Source organism: Kribbella sp. NPDC006257 (assembly GCF_040613535.1).
Classification (GTDB): Bacteria; Actinomycetota; Actinomycetes; order Propionibacteriales; family Kribbellaceae; genus Kribbella.
On sequence record NZ_JBEXSJ010000006.1, the window covers coordinates 14460 to 32709 of the forward strand.

Below are 18250 nucleotides of genomic sequence, written 5' to 3' on the forward strand. Positions count from 1 at the left end.
TCTTGACACCGGAAGGGGCGCGGATGAGGCTGTTCCAGAGAGCGCTCTCCCGCGATGTGTCCGCACCGCGGGTCCACCGCCCCGCGGAATCCCCCGACAGGAGGAGCTCCGTGTTCACGAAAAGGAAGAAAGCCCTGTCCGCCGGCGGCATCGCCGCCCTCACCCTGGCCGCACTGCTGACGGCCGCGACCGGCAATTCGGCGCAGGCCGACGATCTGGTCACGCACCACGAGTTCCAGGTCAACTGCAATCTGCACCACCGCGCCACCAACGACCCCATCGTGTTCCCGAACATGCCGGGCGCCTCGCACGAACACAGCTTCGTCGGCAACGCCACGACGAACGCTGCCACCACGCTCAACAGTCTGAACGCGGCCGGCGCGGGCCAGACCACCTGTCTCAACCCCGACGACCTGTCGGCGTACTGGTGGCCGACGATGTTCCGTGGCAACACCCCGGTGCCGCAGACCTGGCGACAGACCATCTACTACAAGTCGGGCATCCTGCGGTACCAGGACGTCCGTCCCTTCCCGGCCGGGATCCGGTTCGTCGTCGGCAGCCCGAGCGCGACGCTGGACCAGTTCAAGAACTCCCCTGGCGCAGTTGAGGGCTTCGAGTGCGGTGATATCTCGAAGAGCTGGGACTTCCCGAGCTACTGCACGCCGGGGACTCAGGTCAACGTCCGCTACCAGGCTCCGAGTTGCTGGGACGGCGTGAACCTGGACTCCCCCGACCACAAGAGCCACATGGCCTATCCGGTCAACCTGGTCTGCCCGGCCGACCACCCGGTCGCCGTACCGATGCTCGAGTTCAAGATCTCGTTCGAGGCCAGCGGTGACATGACCGGCATCAGGTTCGCGAGTGGTCCTGGCTACACGTGGCACTACGACTTCTTCAACGCGTGGGACCCGCCCACGCTCGCTGCCCTGGTGAGCCACTGCATCAATGGCGGCCTGCAGTGCAACAGCAAGGGCTTCGACCTCTACAAGCCTGACCGAGGACAGGTCCTCGGCGACAACTACCGCCTCCCCGGCCGCCCGACCATCCCAACCCTCTAAAGACCCCTGTGGTGCTGGACATGAGCAGGGTCCAGCACCACAGGCATCTACTTCTTGACGGTGTAACGGAGATGGGTGACACCACTGCCGGCCCCGACGACGCGATCGGCCGCAGTAGCCTTCGGCCCGATCCAGTCGTGCAGAATCTCGCCCCCTTCCCCCAACGGATTCTTCCGACTGTCATGTGGCCCAGTCACAAACCCGTCCAGCGACATAGACATCCCAACAGCAACCGTTCCCATCACTTCCTCCTGCGGCCTGTGTCCCGCTCAGCGGGCTTGTTCACAAGCCTCGCCGCCACCGCCCGATGGCACATCCGTGCTCACTACTGAAAGACCAGCTGCAGTGTGACGGCGAGCTCGAACTGAGCACCGAGCTGCTCCCACCTTGCTGCCGACTCGGCAATCAACCTCGGGTCTCCGGCCTGACGGCCCTTCGCACGCAATAGGCAGGCTGCGGCCCAATCGTTCTCGACCGCAGCTGATTCCGCTTCTACCAGCCGTTCACCGGCGTCCGGCAATCCCGCGACCACCGCCAACTCGGCTCCTGCAGCATGCGCATACGCAAACCACCACTTCTCCGGAAACGCTGCAAAAGCAGCAGCTACCAGCCCCGCGGCGTCGGCGTACTGGCCGGTCTGGATTGCTACTCGGGCGTCGACAAAGGCTGCCGGGGCTGCTAGGCCCAGGGAGCCGGCGGCGTTGTCCACGCCTGCCATCCGGCGGGCACGGGAGCGCCACTCCTCGAAGCGTGGGATGTCGCCACGGAGGCCGTGGACCATCGCGACGATCGCGGCGGCGGACGACGGCCAGTCGCCACGCAATGAGGAGAGCTCGGACTCCGGCCCCGCTGTCGTGGCGGTCAACCAGCCGTCCCACAACACGTCCGCCTGAACCAGCGCTTCGTCAAAGCGACCGGACAGACCGTGGAGGCGGATCAACCGCGGCGCGACGATGGCGGGGTGCGTACTCGGGCCGTCGCGCTCAGCCTGCTCGGCAATCGCGGCGGCAGCCGGCAGATCCCCCGCCGCGAGCGCCGAGGTCGACGCGACATGAAACAGGTCGACCAGTTCAGCCGCGACCGCCGGCTCGAACCGGGATGCGCCAGCGGCCAACCGGAGCCGCTCGTCGGACAACCGATGAGCCTGGCGCAACTCCCCCGCGTTGGCCAAGGCGGTACCCAGGGCATCGAGCGCCCCCAGGACCAAGGCGGCATCTCCCGTACGCCGGGCAGCCGTCACCGCGGTCCGCGACAACTCCAGATCCGGGGCGAGTGGTGTCTGCCCCGACACCCACGCCTTCGCCATCGCGAGCAACGCCACGGATCGGGGATCGCTCGCGCCCAAGGCGGACGCCTCCGCAGACAATGCCAGCAGCCGATCCTGCGGAACCGGATCGCTGAACGACATCGAGAACCGCCTGGCCGCCACCACCGCGGAAGCAAGAGCCCTCGCCTGAGCCACCCGATCCCCCGCCGCCTCCGCCCGACCCGCCGCCCGCATCAACAACTCGAACGCGCTCATCCCATCAGAGATCGCCAGCGCAACAGATGCACCCGCCGCCAGATCCTCCGCCGCAACCCCCGAATCCGGAGCCAGCTCAGCTGCCACGCAGTACAACTCCCGAGCACCCACCACCAACCCCCGCCCAAAACTCAACCGAGCAAGAGACCTAGCCAACCGATACGCCGTACTGGTTGATGTGGCTTGTGAGAGAGCGTTTCTGAGGTCGCTGGCTACTGCGTCGAACTCGGCGGCGGAGAGCTCGGCGAGGCGTGCTTCCAACTGGGCTGCTGTGTTGGCGGCCCATTGGAGGTAGCGGGGGTGGATGTTTTCGCCGCTTGTGGTGAGTTGGTGGAGGGCGACGGCTCGGATGGTTTCCAGGAGGGACCAGCGGGTGCTGGGGCCGACGCGGCGCAGTACGACGAGGCTTCGGTCGACCAGTCTGCCTAGGAGATCGGCGGCCGCGCCGATGCTCAGTTCCGGGTTGAGTGCTGTGACGGCGTCGAGGTCGAAGCCGCCAACGAACACCCCGAGCCGGCGGAACAGTAGGCGCTCCTCGTCTGTCAGCAGGTCGAGACTCCAGCCGATCACGTCGCCTAGTGAATGATGCCGATGGTCCGGGCCGCGTCCGCCGGAGATCAGACGCAGGAGGTCGTCGAGCGCCGCACCGACACCGTCCACACCCAGCGACGCAGTTCGGCCGGCTACCAGCTCGATTGCCAACGGCATCCCGTCGAGCGCCGAGCAGAGCCGCTCGACCGCCGCCGGATCAGCGATCAGATCGGGATCGACCGACCTCGCCCGATCCAGGAAGAGGCGCTGAGCATCGGTGCCGAGCGACGGCACCTGCAGCAGTCGCTCACCTGGGACGGCGAGCCGTTCGCGGCTGGTCGCGAGGATCGTGGTCTGCGGGCACAACTGCAGGATTCGGGCGACTTGAGCGCCGACTTCGGCGATGACGTGTTCGCAGTTATCCAACACCAGCAGGGTCTGTTGTGCTCGCAGTCGGTCGATCACCGCGTCGACCGGCGTACCGGGTGGTCGTTCGACGACGCCGAGCGTCTGCGCGATCGCCTGGCCTACACCGCCTGCGCGCACCGGTATGAGGTCCACGAAAACAGCGTCCTCGGTCAGGCTCGCGGCCACCTCCACTGCCAACCGGGTCTTGCCCATCCCGCCGGCTCCAACCAGGCTCACCAACCGGGCACTGTCGAGCGCCTCGGCAACAGCAGCACACTCTTCCGCCCGCCCGACAAACGACGTAGGAAACTCGGGCAAACCTGAGTTAGGCGGGTTTTCTGCGAGGGCCGCCAAGGTGCGGCGATCGGGGACGCCGGCTTTGCGGAGGAGGGAGGCGACGTGGCTTTCTACGGTGCGGACGGACAGGTGTAGTTGAGCAGCGATCTGCGCGTTCGACTGGTGCCCGCGAATCGCCGCCAGCACCTCGGCCTCACGCGCCGAGACCAGCTCTCGCCACTCCACTCCCGCACTCTAACGGCCTCAATCTCCGTGGTGACCACGGATGCCAGTACCCCGCCGCCCGTACGACGCTGGCCCCATGACACCTCAAGACACAGCCCACCGCATCATCGCCACCAACAGCTACCTGACCCTGGCCACCGCCGACCGCGACGGACACCCGTGGGCATCACCGGTCGCCTTCACCTCCGACGACGGCATCGACTTCTACTGGGTCTCCCGCCCGGACAGCCGCCACTCCCGCAACCTGACCGAACGCCCCGAGGTAGCCATCGTCATCTTCGACTCCCGCCGACCGCTCTTCACCGGTGAAGCCGTCTACCTCACCGCGCACGCCGAGCAGGTAGCCCTGTCAGACCTCACCCGCTGCACCGAGATCTACCGCAGAGGCCTCCCCGAACTCACCTACTTCACCCCTCAACACCTCCAACCTCCGAACCCCCTCCGCCTCTACCGCGCCCACGCCGTAGAAGCCTCCGTCCTCCTCGCGGACGACGGCCCCGACCTCCGCATCCCCGTCGACCTCCCGTTGCGATCCGACACAGCAGAGTTCAGCACCTGACCGCTTCACCTTCTAGCGTTGACGAAATGGACGAGTTCACCATCGAGATCCCGCAGGACGCACTGGATGATCTGCACCACCGACTCGACTCCGCGCGGTGGCCGGATCAGCTGAAGGCTGGGTGGTCGTACGGCGTGGAGCTCGGGCGACTTCGAGAGCTCGCGGAGTACTGGCGTACGGCGTACCGGTGGCGAGCGTTTGAGGAGCGGCTCAACGAGCTCCCGCAGTACCGGACTGAGATCGACGGGCAGCTGGTTCACTTCTTCCACCTGCGTTCCGCCGCGCCTGACGCCATCCCGCTGCTGCTGACTCACGGGTGGCCCGGATCCGGCGCCGACTTCCTGCAGGTCGCCGAGCAGCTCACCGACTTCCACCTGGTGATCCCGAGCATCCCCGGCTTCGGATTTTCCGGCCCGACCACAGCCACCGGCTGGGACGTCGACCGGATCGCGGCTGCGTGGACAACTTTGATGGAAGAGCTCGGCTACAGCCGGTACGGCGTACACGCCTGCCCAAGGCTGATCGGGAGCGACTAGCCGGCTTGGACCGCTGGCAACAGGAGCGCTCCGGCTACGCGTCCATCCAAAGCACCCGCCCGCAGACACTCGCCTATGCGCTGGCGGACTCCCCCATCGGCCAGCTCGCCTGGAACCTCGAATGGTTCGACGACTACGGACACCACGTCGGCGCGATCGACGACGACAAGATCCTCGACACCGTGACCCTGACCTGTTCCGGGCGACTCGACTGCCCGGACACTGGCCGAGCGCGAGCACAACGTCACGCACTTCGCGGAATACGGGACGGGCGGCCACTTCGCTGCGTTGCAGACGCCGGAGCTGCTCGCCGGCGATATGCGAACGTTCTTCACCTCTGCTCGCTGATTTGCCCGATCGGGCAATTAGTTGCTCGAAACCCCATTCAGGCACCACCGAGGCCTTGACAGGTTCCGGTGGTGCGAGCACCGTCACAAAGTAGCTGGGTCTGGGGGCCGGTGCTGGGGTGACGGGGAAGCACAGGGGAGACAGAGGGGGAACCAGCAATGAGTTACTACAGTCATGCCCGGATCCGGCGCGCCGCGGCGGGTCTGGGCGTCTTGGCCTTCATGAGTTTGGGCGCCGGTCTGGCGCAAGCACAGCCGATGGCGGTCAGCATGGCCGGTACGACGGTTGCCGCTGCGGCCGGGACGCCGCCGTCGGCCAAGATCCCCTCGATCGTCAGCCAGCGCATCACCGGTGTCGGCAAAGCCGCCGGCGCTTCACATCGCCTGGACGCCAAGCAACGCGCGACCCTCAGCGATGAACTCGTCAGCGTCGACGCGGCCGCGAACCTCGACCTCGAGGTGCACGCCGTCGCCCGGGTCGGCGGCAAGGAGCGAGCCGAGTTACAGCGCCTCGGCGTACAGGTTCTCAGCGGGTCGGACCAATGGGTGAAACCCCAACGGGTGAAGGCCTTGCCGAATGCCGGTGTCTTCCGGGCACTGGTTCCGTACGACCATGTGGCCGACGTCGCCGCGCTCGGTTGGGTCGCGGCACTCAGGCCGACCGAGTCGTTGCCGCCGGACGCGGGCAGCTTCCTCAGCGAAGGCGTCGCGCTGCACCGGGCCGATGCCACCCAGGCACTCGGCTTCGACGGCACCGGCGTGTCCGTCGGCGTGATCTCCGACGGAGTCAGCAACCTCGCGACGGCCCAGGCCAGCGGGGACCTGCCGGCAGGAGTCACCAACCAGGCCACCGGGTCGGGCGACGAAGGCACCTCGATGCTGGAGATCGTCCACGACATGGCGCCCGGCGCCGACCTGCTCTTCCACGCGACCGGCAGCGGAGTCAGCCAGCACGTCGCTGCTCAGAACGCACTCGCGGCAGCCGGGATCGACATCCTCACCGAGGACATCCCGTTCGACAGCGAGCCCGCCTTCCAGAAGGGTCTCGCGGCGGTGAACGGCGAGATCCTCGGCGCCTCCGGCGTCTGGGTCACCTCGTCGGCCGGCAACCTCAACAACAACCACGTACCGCGGGTGCAGGCCACCGGCACGGGAGCCGGCCCGGACGGACAGTCGCCCACCGGCTGCACCGTCGCGCCCACCAACACGGTGGCCTTCAACGGCGCCGACACCACGTTCGACATCACCGTCGGGCCGGGCGAGACCATCAGGCCGAGCCTGCAGTGGAGCGAACCGCGAGCCATCTTCCCGACGGCCGGTGCCGGTGGTTTCACCAACCTCGACCTGTACGTCGTGAACTCGACCGCCACCGCCTGCCTGGCCACCAGTACGGCGACTCAGGGCGGAGGAAGCGGAGACACGCTCGAGCAGACGACCTGGACCAACGGTGCAGCTACCGCGGCCACCGTCAAGCTGGTCGTCAACGTCACCGGTTCCACGGGCGCCAAAGGCACGCCGACGATCGACCTGCGCTGGCGCGACAACAACGGTGCCAGTGCCGCGGTCGATGCCACCGGCAACGCGGGTTCCTTGAACCCTGACAGCAACTACACCGACCTGGCCACCTCGGCCGGAGCGGTCAACGCGGGCGGCAGCCAGAACCCGACCACCGTCGGCCTGGAAAGCTTCAGCGGCCAGGGGCCGGTCTCGTTAATCAGCACCACCGTCTGCTCCGCGTCGTACCCATGCCCGGCTACCGGACCTGCGGGCAGCAACCAGAGTGTCGCCGGTGGCGGCGGCCGGACAAAGCTCGCACCCACCTACACCTCTGCCGACGGCGTCTCCGTCAGCGGCGCAGGTGGATTCGGCGCGGGCTCCTGCCCAGCCGCGACGCAGGGCGACTGCCGCTTCTTCGGTACGTCGGCCGCGACGCCCAGCGCAGCAGGTGTCGCAGCCCTCGTGCTCGATGCGGCCGGCGGACCAGGTTCGTTGACTCCCTCGGCGATGACGGCGGTCCTGACTGCCAACGCGACCGATCGTCTGCCCACCGGGCCGGACAACGCCTTCGGTGCGGGCGTTCTGGACGCGTACTCGTCGGCAACCGGGCGGGCCGATCTTGCGGTCGCGAAGAACTGCCTGCCGGATGGCGCAGCGGCTGCCGGTACGGCGTACCCGTGCACGATCACCGTGACGAACAACGGCCCGGCCATCGCCCGGGCGGTCAACGTCAGCGACATCGTGATGTCGAGCGGAACGTTCCAGGTGTCCAGCACCTCGCCAGGGTGCACCGCGCCCGCCGGTGACCAGTCCGGCAGCGCGCAGGTGACCTGCACGCTGGGCGATATGGCGTCCGGGCAGCAGCTCAGCGTCGTCGTACGGGAGAGCGCGAACGACACGCAGGACATCGCGGACACCGCGACCGTCAGCGCCGGCACGGTCGATCCCAACGGCTCGAACAATTCCGCCTCCGACACGTTGCACATCGTCGGTTCGGCGGACCTGAGCCTCGACAAGACCGCTCCGGCATCGGCAACAGCGGGCGGCCAGATCACCTGGTCGACTGTCGTCTCCAACAGCGGACCGTCGACCGCGACCGGCGTGGTCGTGCGGGACGTGTTGCCGGCTCAGGTCAGTGTCGTCTCGGTCAGCGCGACCGGCGGCAGCTGCACGGCCGGCGTACCGGGTGACTCGTCGCAGCCCACCACCTGTTCGCTCGGCAATCTCGTTGCTGGTGGCAACCGAACGATGACGGTCGTGGCAACGATCAACTCGTCGTTCACCGGCTCGATGCACAACGACGCGAGTGTGTCCTCGACGACGGCCGATCCGGACCTGGGCAACAACACCGACACCGTCACCACCCAGGTCGGAGCTCAGGCGGATCTGTCGGTCACGTCGACGGACAGTCCTGATCCCGTACTGGCCGGCCGGCCGCTGACGTACACGGTCAGCGTCAGCAATGCGGGCCCGTCGACCGCGACCGGAGTCAAGCTCGTCGACGTCCTGCCGGGGGCGGTGGACTTCACCTCTGCGACCATCACGACGGGCTCCGGCAGTTGTGTCCTCGTCACCATCCCGGTCGACCCGCCGTCCAAGCAGGTCGAGTGCCAGCTGGGCACGATGGCTCCGGTCAGCGGACCGACCACGGTCGTCATCGCGACCCGGGTCGCCTCCGGCACGCCGGCCGGTTCGATCGCCGACAGTGCGACGGTGACCTCGTCGACGCCCGATCCGGTCCCGGCGAACAACACCGCCTCGGCCTCGACCACGGTCGGCACCTCGGCCGATCTGCGGATGGCACTGGTCGCCGACAAGGACGTCTACAAGCCGTCGGCGACGATCATCTACACCGCGACGGTCACCGATCTCGGCCCGTCCGACGCACAAACGCCGAAGGTGACGATCGGGCTGCCGGACATCAAGGCCGCCGTCTACGTGTTCGACACCGCCGGGTGCACCAAGGCCGGACAGGTCCTGACCTGCACGCGACCGACCTCACTCGCCTCGGGGGCGGCCTGGTCGTTCAACATCCACCTGCTGGTGAAGGGAAACAAGGGCGTCGTGACCACCTCGGCTGCGGTCAGCTCACCGACCAGTGACCCGGTCGCGGGGAACAACAGCACCACCTTGTCGGTCAAGATCGGCAAGTAGCAGTACGCCGGTGCGCCGTGGCTCGAGCCACGGCGCACCTTGGCGTTTGTCAGGAAGAGAAGGCGGCGTCGAAGGACGCGGTGGGTGGGTCGAAGGCCAGCGACTTGACGAACTGCAAGGCTTCGGCGGCGCCGACCAGGCGGTCCATGCCGGCGTCTTCCCATTCGACCGAGATCGGGCCGGTGTAGCCGATCGTGTTGAGCATCCGGAAGCAGGCTTCCCAGGGAACGTCGCCGTGGCCGGTGGAGACGAAGTCCCAGCCGCGGCGCGGGTCGCCCCAGGCCAGGTGGGAGCCCATCCGGCCGTTCCTGCCGTTGCCGACCTGGCGCTTCGCGTCCTTGCAGTCGACGTGGTAGATCCGGTCCTTGAAGTCCCACAGGAAACCGACCGGGTCGAGGTCCTGCCAGACGAAGTGCGACGGATCCCAGTTCAACCCGAACGCCTCGCGATGCCCGATCGCCTCGAGGGTGGCGGTCGTCGACCAGTAGTCGTAGGCGATCTCCGACGGGTGCACCTCGTGCGCGAACCGCACACCCACCTCGTCGAACACATCCAGGATCGGGTTCCACCGATCGGCGAAGTCCTGGTAGCCCGCATCCACCATCGACTGCGGCACCGGCGGGAACATCGCCACCGTCTTCCAGATCGACGACCCGGTGAACCCGACGACGACGTCCACGCCGAGCGCCCGGGCGGCCCGCGCGGTGGTCGCCATCTCCTCGGCCGCCCGCTGCCGGACGCCTTCCGGATCCCCGTCGCCCCAGATGTGCGCGGGCAGGATCGCCTGGTGCCGCTGGTCGATCGGGTCGTCGCAGACCGCCTGGCCGAGCAGGTGGTTGGAGATCGTCCAGACCTTCAGGTTGTACTTCTCCAGGATGTCCAGCCGGTTCCGGACGTACGCCGGGTCGTCGGCCGCCTTGCGGACATCGAGATGATCACCCCAGCAGGCGATCTCGAGGCCTTCGTAGCCCCACTCCGAGGCGAGCCGGGCGACCTCCTCGAACGGCAGGTCGGCCCACTGGCCCGTGAACAGGGTGATCGGTCGTGCCATCACGCAACTCCTTCTCTGCAAGGGATCTCAAGGGGTGTTCCCGGCGCCGCGACCGGAGCGCTGGCCCCGGCGCCGGGAACGAGGACCGAACCAGCCGGTCCCCCGCCGACCGTGCGGAACCGCTCTCCCGCGACCGGGGTGGGGCCGAACCACTCCGGTGGAACGAGAGCTCCTGTGCGCCTCTCCGCGTCGGACAGGGTGCGGTTTCGCACGGCGACGGTCATCGGGTCAGATCCTCGCCTTCAGGTCCTGACCCACAGCTGTCAGCAGCGTCCTGGCCGGTACGTCGCGCACGGTCTGCGCCTGCGCCAGGAACAGGTTCATCGCGACGATTGCCGCCGTCCGATGCCCCTTGTTCTGCTGCTTCTCGGCCAGTGCGAGCTGCGCCTTGAGGATCGTCGCTGTTGCCAACGGCAACGTCTTGGCGACCCGGTACCGCTCGACCAGCTTGGTGGCCTCGGCGTACGACGTGGTGACCGTGAACGGAACCTTGGTCACCCCGGTGTTGCCGGCCTTGTCCTGCGCGGTGACGGCGAGCACGTGGGCACCGAGCCCGAGCGCGACACCGTCCAGCTTTCCGGCAGGCGAGAGCGCTTTTCCGTCCACGGTCAGAGCCACCGACTCCACGCCGGACAGAGCATCCGTCGCCGAAGCCGCGACCGAGACCACGGACGCCACTCCCAGCTTCCCGCCACTGGTCATCCCAGTGACAGCCACGACAGGCGCCGACCGGTCCAGCTTCACCGTGGCCGACGCCGGTTCGGAGACGTTCCCGGCGGTGTCACTCGCCCGGACCTGCACGGTGTGCGTGCCCTCCGCGGACAAGGTGATCGGAGCCGTGTACTCCGCCCAGTCCCCGTCGTCGACCTTCCGCTCCAGGTACACCTGACCAGGCTGGTCATCCGTACCGAGAGCCGTGGCAACCACCGCGTCGGTCCACCAGCCGTTGAGACCCGACGGAGCAGCCGGGTTCAGTGAGAGGTTCACCTGCGGCGCGGTCGTGTCCTTGACCAGCTTGAAGTAGTCGAACTTCGCTGTCTTGGACGCAGTCTGATCGACGCCGAAGGCATAGACCCCGAACTTGGCCGAAGCAACGGCCGTGTTCGTCACGGCCGGCAGATCCGTCCAGGTCAACCCGTCCGCGGAGTACGAACCTGTGAAGCTCGTCCCCTTCTTGGCCAGCCTCAGGTACCAGACGCCCTGGGTGGGCGCAGGTGCGTTCGGGGCCGGGTCGAGGATCGCGTTGTTGACCTCGCTCCGCAACTCGATCCCCCGACTGACAGCACTACCGGCCGGGTTGGTCGTGAGGAAGTCGAACTTCACGTAGTTCGCATCATCGGCGTACAGCATCAGACCCGCCTGCTGGTACGCCTCGTTGAAGGCCGACGCGTCCACCTTGGTCTCGATCGTCCAGTCGCCGTCGGGAGCCGGCTGCAGCAGCAGGTTCTTCGGGTTCGTGGCCGTGCCCTGGTAGATGTCGCCCTTACTGGTGTCGATCTCCAGCAGGCCGTCCGTCAACCGGTACGCCGACGGGTCGGGCCGCACGCTCGCGGACCAGCGGCACGCGTCGAGCGTCGCCCCGCTGAAGTCGTCATCCGGCGCCGGCTGCTCGGCGGTGTCGTCCGGCGTGATCATGAAATAGTCGAACTGCGCGGTGATCGGCAACGCCTCGGCACGGTTCGCCAGCCCGAAGAGTCCGATCCGTGGGGTGGAGATCCCGGCCAGCTGCTTGGTCTCCGGCATCTCGGTGAAGGTCGCACCGTCAGCGCTGTACGACGCCTTCAGGTTCGCGCCGTCACTCGTGAACCGCACCCAGACGGTGTCCGGGTAGTCCGCGCCCAGGTTGGCCGTGTTCGACGCCGCGACCTCGTTCGGTGCACCGTTCTCCTCGCGGATGAACTGGAAGATCCGGTCGGCCGCCGACGACGTCGTGTTGCGGCCCTGGATCACCATCTTGGCGTAGTTGTCGTCGTCGCCGTACACGATCAGTCCGGCCTGCTGGTAGGCAAGACGGGCCGGCAGAGTGAGCTTGGCAGTCGCCTGCCAGGCACCTGCGGGAAGCGGCTGCAACACGATGTTCGGCGTACCGGTGTTGCCCGTTCCGTAGATGTCCGTCGCAGTCAGCGGCAGGTTCAGAGTTCCGTTGCTGACGGCAAGTTCCTGGTTGCCTCTGACAATGGAGTTCCAGCGCGACGTGTTCAGCGACGTACCGTCGAAGCCGTCCGATCGGCCGGTCAGGCAGGTCGGCGGAGCGGTGGCATCGACCTTGACCGACGCACTCGCCGTACCGGCTGCTCCCTTGGCGTCCGTCACGGTCACGGTCGCCACGTGGGTTCCCGCGGTGGTGTAGGTGTGGCTCACCGACGCGCCCGTCGCCGTGGCGCCGTCGCCGAAGCTCCAGGTGTAGGACAGCGGCAGATCGCCCTCGGGATCGGTTGCCGCCGCCGTGAAGTCCACCTTCAACGGAGCGGTGCCTTGAACCGTGGACGCCGTCACCGTGACGTTCGGCCGCTGGTTCTCGGTCACGCCCTTGCCGATGAACTTCACCCAGTTGACGTTGAGCTGGCCCGTCGTCTTCACGAAGTACAACGGCCCACTGGCCAACGACGCGCCACTCACCGGTGCGGTGAAGTTGCCGTACGTCTGCCAGGCACCAGTCGGCGTCACCTGGATCGTCGCGACGATCGGACCGTCGGTCGGCGATCCCTGCCGCACCTGCACCGTCGCACCCGCATCAGGCGAGGCGGCGCGCAGCTGGATCTGATCGATCCCGGTCAGGTTGGTCGGCTTCCAGCTCCACCAGTCGCCGTCCTCGATGAACCCGATGTTCTTGCCGCCACCAGCAACATCGCCGGTGTCTTCAACCTGTACGCCGGGCGTCGCACCCGGCCCACCGGTCTCGCTGTAGAACTCGGCCTCACGAGTCTTCGGCTGCAGCTGGACCACCTTCTGGGTGGTGATCCGGCCGGAACCAGGCGCACCCTTGTCGGTGTAGGTCACCGTCACGATGCCGAAGATGTTCGCGCCGACATGGCCTTCGTCACCCGGCAGCGGGAAGGTCCCCTCACACCCGTGGTACTGCTCGTACGGGTGCGCGTGCTGGTCGTGTCCGAGTGCCGGCTGGGTGACCACGTCGTTGCAGTCGACCGTGCCGTCCTCGGGATCGGTGACGGTCACCTTGTAGTGGATCGTGTCGCCGAAGTCGAAGAACCCACCGTCCACCGGTGCTTCCACCGTGATCGTCGGAGCGGTGTTGCCGGCCGTGATCGTCTTGTTCGAGACAGCCGTCCGGCCATCGCTGTCGGTCACGGTCAACCGGGCCGTGAAGACGCCAGGCGTCGTGTAGGTATGCGACGGCTTGGCCTCGGTGCTGTCCGTCGTCCCGTCACCATCGAAGTCCCAGGCGAGGGTGATCGGCTGGCCGTCCGGATCTCGCGACCCGGTCGAGTCGAAGGCCACGGCCAACGGCACGGGGCCAGAGGTCTTGTCGGTCGTGAACTGCGCGAGTGGCGCCCGGTTCCCTTGCACGTAGTCGATCCGGTAGATCCCGGAGTCGGCGTTGTTCCCGCCGAAGCCGCTCCCCCACTCGATCACATACAGCGCACCATCAGGCCCGAACTGGAGTGCGTGCGGCCGGATGAAGTTCATGTCCTGGAACATCCGGGAGACGTCCGCGACCTTGGTCCGGTCGTCGGTCAGCTGCACGGAGAACAGCCGGCTGTCGTTCCAGTCGGCGAACACGGCCTTGCCGTCGAAGTACTGCGGCCACTTGCGGTCCGACGTACTGTCCGCGTTGTACTTGTAGGCACCAGAAGTCATCGGCGCGCCGCTGCCACCGATCTCCGGTACGCCGGAGCTCGACTTCCCCATCCACATCGTGGCCGGGATCGCGGCCGGCAACTGGATGATGCCGGTGTTGTTGGGCGAGTTGTTCACCGGTGCGTTGCAGTCGAAGGTCGGGCCCGACGTACTGGTCGCGAAGTCGTAGTCGTTGTACGGCGTGTTGTTGCCCACGCAGTACGGCCAGCCGTAGAAGCCCGGCTTGGAAAGGATGTTCCACTCCACCCGGCCGTCGGGGCCGCGGGTCGGCGAGGACTGGCCGGCGTCCGGACCGTAGTCGGCGACGAACAGGTTGTTGGTGGTCGGGTCGATGCCGATCCGGAACGGGTTGCGGAAGCCCATCGCGTAGATCTCGGGCCGCGTCTTCGCCGTACCGGCCGGGAACAGGTTGCCCGCCGGGACCGTGTAGGAGCCGTCCGCTTCCGGGTGGATCCGGAGGATCTTGCCGTTCAGGGCGTTGCTGTTGGCCGCGCTGCCTTGGGAGTCCCAGGACGAGCGACCGGGCCGTTCGTCGAGCGGCGCGTAGCCATCGGAGTCGAAGGGATTGCGGTTGTCGCCGGTGGCAACGAAAAGGTTGCCCTGGCCATCGAACTCCAGCGCACCGCCCGCATGGCAGCACTCTTGGCGCTGGGTGTCGACCCTGAGGACCTGCTTCTCACTGGCCAGATCGATCGTGTCCCCGGTGACCGTGAATCTGGACACCTTGTCGTAGGACTCCGAACCTGTCGGCGAGTAGTAGAGATAAATGAAGCCGTTCGTGGCGAACGCCGGGTCGAGGGCGATGCCGAGCAGCCCGAACTCCTGACCCGTATAGACATCGAGGGTCGCCGCGGTGACCACATTGCCGTTGGACTTGATGATCTTCACCGCGCCGTTGCGGTCGATGTAGAACACCCGGCCGTCGTCGGCGATCGACAGTTCCATCGGGTTGGACGTGTTGTCGTCGAGGGTGACCTTCTCGTAGCTGGCGGTCTGCGAGGCACCACAGTCCGCCGGCTCCGCGCCGGCCGCCGTCTTGATCCCGCCGAGGATGTGCTTGAGGAACGTCGGATCGGAGTACGACTCGATCGTGTGCCCCATGCCGGTGTACCAGGCCCGGCCACCGTCGTAGTCCTGACACCAGGCGATCGGATGCTCGACGCCCATGGTGCCGCCGGTGTACGACGATTCGTCCATCGAGGCGAGCACGTGGACGGCACCGCGCGGGTTCGACCGGTAGTTGTACCACTCGTCGGTGCGCGGCCAGAGCGTCGGCGCATCCTTGGTGGACGGATGCGCGTGATCCTCGACCTTCACGGTCGCGTTCGGCGTACCGGCGGGGTGGCTGTCGAAGTACGCGCCGACCAGCTTCCCGTACCACGGCCAGTCGTACTCCGTGTCCGATGCCGAGTGGATGCCGGCGTATCCACCACCGTTGCGGATGTACCGCTCGAACGCTGCCTGCTGGTCAGCGGTCAGCACATCACCGGTGGTGGACAGCCAGATGACCACCTCGTACTTCGCCAGCTCGGTGTCGTTGAACATCGTCGCGTCCTCGGTCGCCGTGACCGTGAAGTTGTTCGCGGCGGCGAGGTCCTTGATCGCCTGGATCCCGGCCGGGATCGAGTCGTGCCGGAACCCGGCGGTCTTGCTGAAGATCAACGCGTTGAAGGTCTCGTCACCGTGACCAGGATGGGCGCGCGCAGGGGTCGCTGACAGCGGGATCGCCAGCGCGGCGATCAGGACAAGCACCAGTAGACGCACAAGCGTCCCGTGCCGGCGTAACTGAATCATGGGGTTGCTCCTCATGGGTCGGATAAGGCGCGCGCTCCATCTGGTTCCAGGGCGGGTCCCTGGATTTTTCGGCCCTGGGTGTTAACGAATTCCGAGCAGGTGATCCATTGCCAACTGGTCGAGGTACTCGAAGCCGAGGCCGCGAGCAGCCAGCGCCTCCGGGTCGTAAGTTGCCTCGCGCAACTCCTTGAGGCTCTCCCCTTCACCGAGCGTCGGTACGGCGAGTTCGGCGACCCGGGCTGCCTCGAGGGCCTTCACGACCTCGGGATCGGCACGGAACGCCTGCACCTTCTCGCGCAGCGCCAGGTAGTTGCGCATGCAGCCGCGAGCGGTCTCCCAGACGCCGTCCAGGTCCTCGGTCCGCGGCGGCTTGTAGTCGAAGTGCACGTAGCCGTCGTAGCCCGGGCGGTCAGCCGATCCGAGCAGGGTGTCGACGGTCCAGAACGCCTCGCGGAGGTTGCCGGCGCCGAACCGCAGGTCCTGGTCGAACCGGGGACCGTGCTGACCGTTCAGGTCGATGTGGAACAGCTTGCCGTGCCACAACGCCTGCGCGATGCCGTGCGCGTAGTTGAGCCCGGCCATCTGCTCGTGGCCGACCTCGGGGTTGATCCCGACCAGCTCCGGATCCGCCAGGTCGTTGATGAACGAGATCGCGTGCCCGATCGTCGGCAGCAGGATGTCGCCGCGCGGCTCGTTCGGCTTCGGCTCGAGCGCGAACCGGATGTCGTAGCCCTGTTCCCGGACGTAGCCGGTGAGCAGGTCCATCGACTCCTTGTACCGGTCGAGGGCGGCGCGAACGTCCTTCGAGCCACCGGACTCGGCGCCCTCACGGCCGCCCCAGAGCACGTACGTCTTGGCTCCGAGCTCGGCGGCCAGGTCGACGTTGCGGAGGATCTTGGCCAGCGCGTACCGGCGTACGTCGCGATCGTTGGCGGTCAGGCCGCCGTCCTTGAAGACCGGGTGCGCGAACAGGTTCGTGGTGGCCATCTCCACGACCATGCCGGTGTCGGCGAGTGCCTTGGTGAAGCGCTCCAGCGTCTGCTGACGCTTGGTGTCGTCGGGCACCAGATCGTCGTCGTGGAACGAGATCGCGGCGGCACCGAGCTCGGCCAGCTTCTCGACGGCCAGCACGGGGTCGAGGGGTGCGCGGACCGCCGTACCGAAGACGTCCACGCCCTCCCAGCCCACGGTCCACAGTCCGAACGAGAACTTGTCGTCCTTGGTCGGCGTATATGAGTTCATCCAGGAATCTCCTGCCATTCTCGGGAGGTCGAACTGTCCTCGACTGCCGCAAGTACTCGTTGCACCTGCAGCCCGTCGGCGAACGACGGTGTCGGATCGGCGCCTTCGGCGATCGCGGTGACCAGATCGACCACTTGATGGGTGAAACCGTGCTCGTAACCGAGCAGGTGTCCGGGCGGCCACCAGGCCGCCACGTAGGGGTGGACCGGTTCGGTGGCGAGGATCCGGCGGAAGCCCGCGGTCTCGGCCGGTTCGGTCGCGTCGTAGAAATGCAGCAGGTTCATGTCCTCGAAGTCGAAGGCCAGACTGCCCTTGCTGCCATTGATCTCGATCCGGATCGCGTTCTTCCGGCCGGTCGCGAACCGGGTCGCCTCGAAGACGCCGAGCGCGCCGCTGCCGAACCGGGCCAGGAAGATCGCGGCGTCGTCGACCGTGACCGGGCCGCGCTCGGTGCCCGCCGTGCCGGCCAGGCCGCTGTGTTCGGCAGCGATCGGGCGTTCCTTCACGAACGTCTCCAGCTGCCCGCTGACCTCACTGATCCGGTCGCCGGTGATGAACTGGGTCAGGTCGACGATGTGCGCGCCGATGTCGCCGAGCGCGCCCGAGCCGGCCTTCTCCTTGTCGAGCCGCCAGGACAGCGGCGCCTCCGGATCGGCGATCCAGTCCTGCAGGTACTGCGCGCGGACGTGCCGGATGGTTCCGACCTTGCCCTCGGCCACGAGTTTGCGGGCCAGCGCGATCGCCGGCACCCGCCGGTAGGTGAACCCGACCATCGACCTGATCCCCTGCGCGGACGCCTTCGCCGCCGCGGCCGCCATCGCCTCGGCCTCGGCGACCGTGTTGGCGAGCGGCTTCTCGCAGAGCACGTGCTTGCCGGCCTCGAGCGCCGCGATCGCGATCTCCGCGTGGCTGTCCCCCGGCGTACAGACGTCGACCAGCTGGACGTCGTCGCGGGTGAGCAGCTTGCGCCAGTCGGTCTCGGTCTCCGACCAGCCGAGCTTCCCGGCCGCTTCCTGTACCGCGTCGGCATTGCGGCCGCAGAGTACGTTCAGCGCGGGATTCAGCGGCAGGTCGAAGAAGCGTGGCGCGTTCCGCCAGGCCTGCGAGTGGGCGGCACCCATGAAGGCGTACCCGATCAGGCCGATGCCCAGGTTCGTCATTTTTGTCCTTAGCTTTCGAAGGCGGTCAAATCCCTCCCGCCTTTCCTTTT

9 protein-coding genes are annotated in these 18250 nt (G+C 67.2%); 4 read left to right on the plus strand and 5 right to left on the minus strand.

Annotation, left to right across the window (positions count from 1 at the left end; all coding sequences use genetic code 11):
* Positions 1 to 110: 110 nt before the first annotated feature.
* Complete coding sequence (locus tag ABZ004_RS09370; protein WP_355679306.1) at positions 111 to 1058, plus strand: DUF1996 domain-containing protein; 948 nt, start codon at positions 111 to 113, stop codon at positions 1056 to 1058.
* 325 nt (positions 1059 to 1383) lie between these two features.
* Here ABZ004_RS09370 and ABZ004_RS09375 read toward each other — a convergent pair whose 3' ends face one another.
* The gene (locus ABZ004_RS09375) at positions 1384 to 4041 is read right to left on the minus strand and encodes a LuxR C-terminal-related transcriptional regulator (RefSeq protein ID WP_355679307.1); all 2658 of its coding nucleotides are present in this window, start codon (positions 4039 to 4041) and stop codon (positions 1384 to 1386) included.
* Positions 4042 to 4117: 76 nt separating this feature from the next.
* Here ABZ004_RS09375 and ABZ004_RS09380 point away from each other — a divergent pair, with 76 nt between their 5' ends.
* From ABZ004_RS09380 to ABZ004_RS09390, 3 genes are all read left to right on the plus strand, one after another.
* A complete protein-coding gene (locus ABZ004_RS09380; protein WP_355679308.1) occupies positions 4118 to 4600 on the plus strand; it encodes a pyridoxamine 5'-phosphate oxidase family protein in 483 nt (160 codons plus the stop codon).
* A 26-nt stretch (positions 4601 to 4626) separates the two neighbouring features.
* A complete protein-coding gene (locus tag ABZ004_RS09385) occupies positions 4627 to 5136 on the plus strand; it encodes an epoxide hydrolase (RefSeq protein WP_355679309.1) in 510 nt (169 codons plus the stop codon).
* Positions 5137 to 5642: 506 nt separating this feature from the next.
* Complete coding sequence (locus ABZ004_RS09390) at positions 5643 to 9134, plus strand: hypothetical protein (RefSeq protein WP_355679310.1); 3492 nt, start codon at positions 5643 to 5645, stop codon at positions 9132 to 9134.
* A 49-nt stretch (positions 9135 to 9183) separates the two neighbouring features.
* On the opposite strand, the gene ABZ004_RS09395 is transcribed toward ABZ004_RS09390, so the two are convergent.
* The 4 genes from ABZ004_RS09395 to ABZ004_RS09410 form a co-directional block, all read right to left on the minus strand.
* Positions 9184 to 10185, minus strand: coding sequence for a sugar phosphate isomerase/epimerase family protein (locus tag ABZ004_RS09395; RefSeq protein WP_355679311.1), 1002 nt, complete (start codon positions 10183 to 10185; stop codon positions 9184 to 9186).
* Between the two features lie 228 nt (positions 10186 to 10413).
* Positions 10414 to 15798, minus strand: coding sequence for a ThuA domain-containing protein (locus tag ABZ004_RS09400; RefSeq protein WP_355679312.1), 5385 nt, complete (start codon positions 15796 to 15798; stop codon positions 10414 to 10416).
* 81 nt (positions 15799 to 15879) lie between these two features.
* The gene (gene xylA / locus ABZ004_RS09405; RefSeq protein ID WP_355679313.1) at positions 15880 to 17040 is read right to left on the minus strand and encodes a xylose isomerase; all 1161 of its coding nucleotides are present in this window, start codon (positions 17038 to 17040) and stop codon (positions 15880 to 15882) included.
* On the minus strand, positions 17037 to 18200 hold the full coding sequence (locus tag ABZ004_RS09410) for a Gfo/Idh/MocA family oxidoreductase (protein WP_355679314.1): 1164 nt from the start codon (positions 18198 to 18200) through the stop codon (positions 17037 to 17039). The genes xylA and ABZ004_RS09410 overlap by 4 nt, the downstream gene beginning before the upstream one ends.
* Positions 18201 to 18250: the final 50 nt, after the last annotated feature.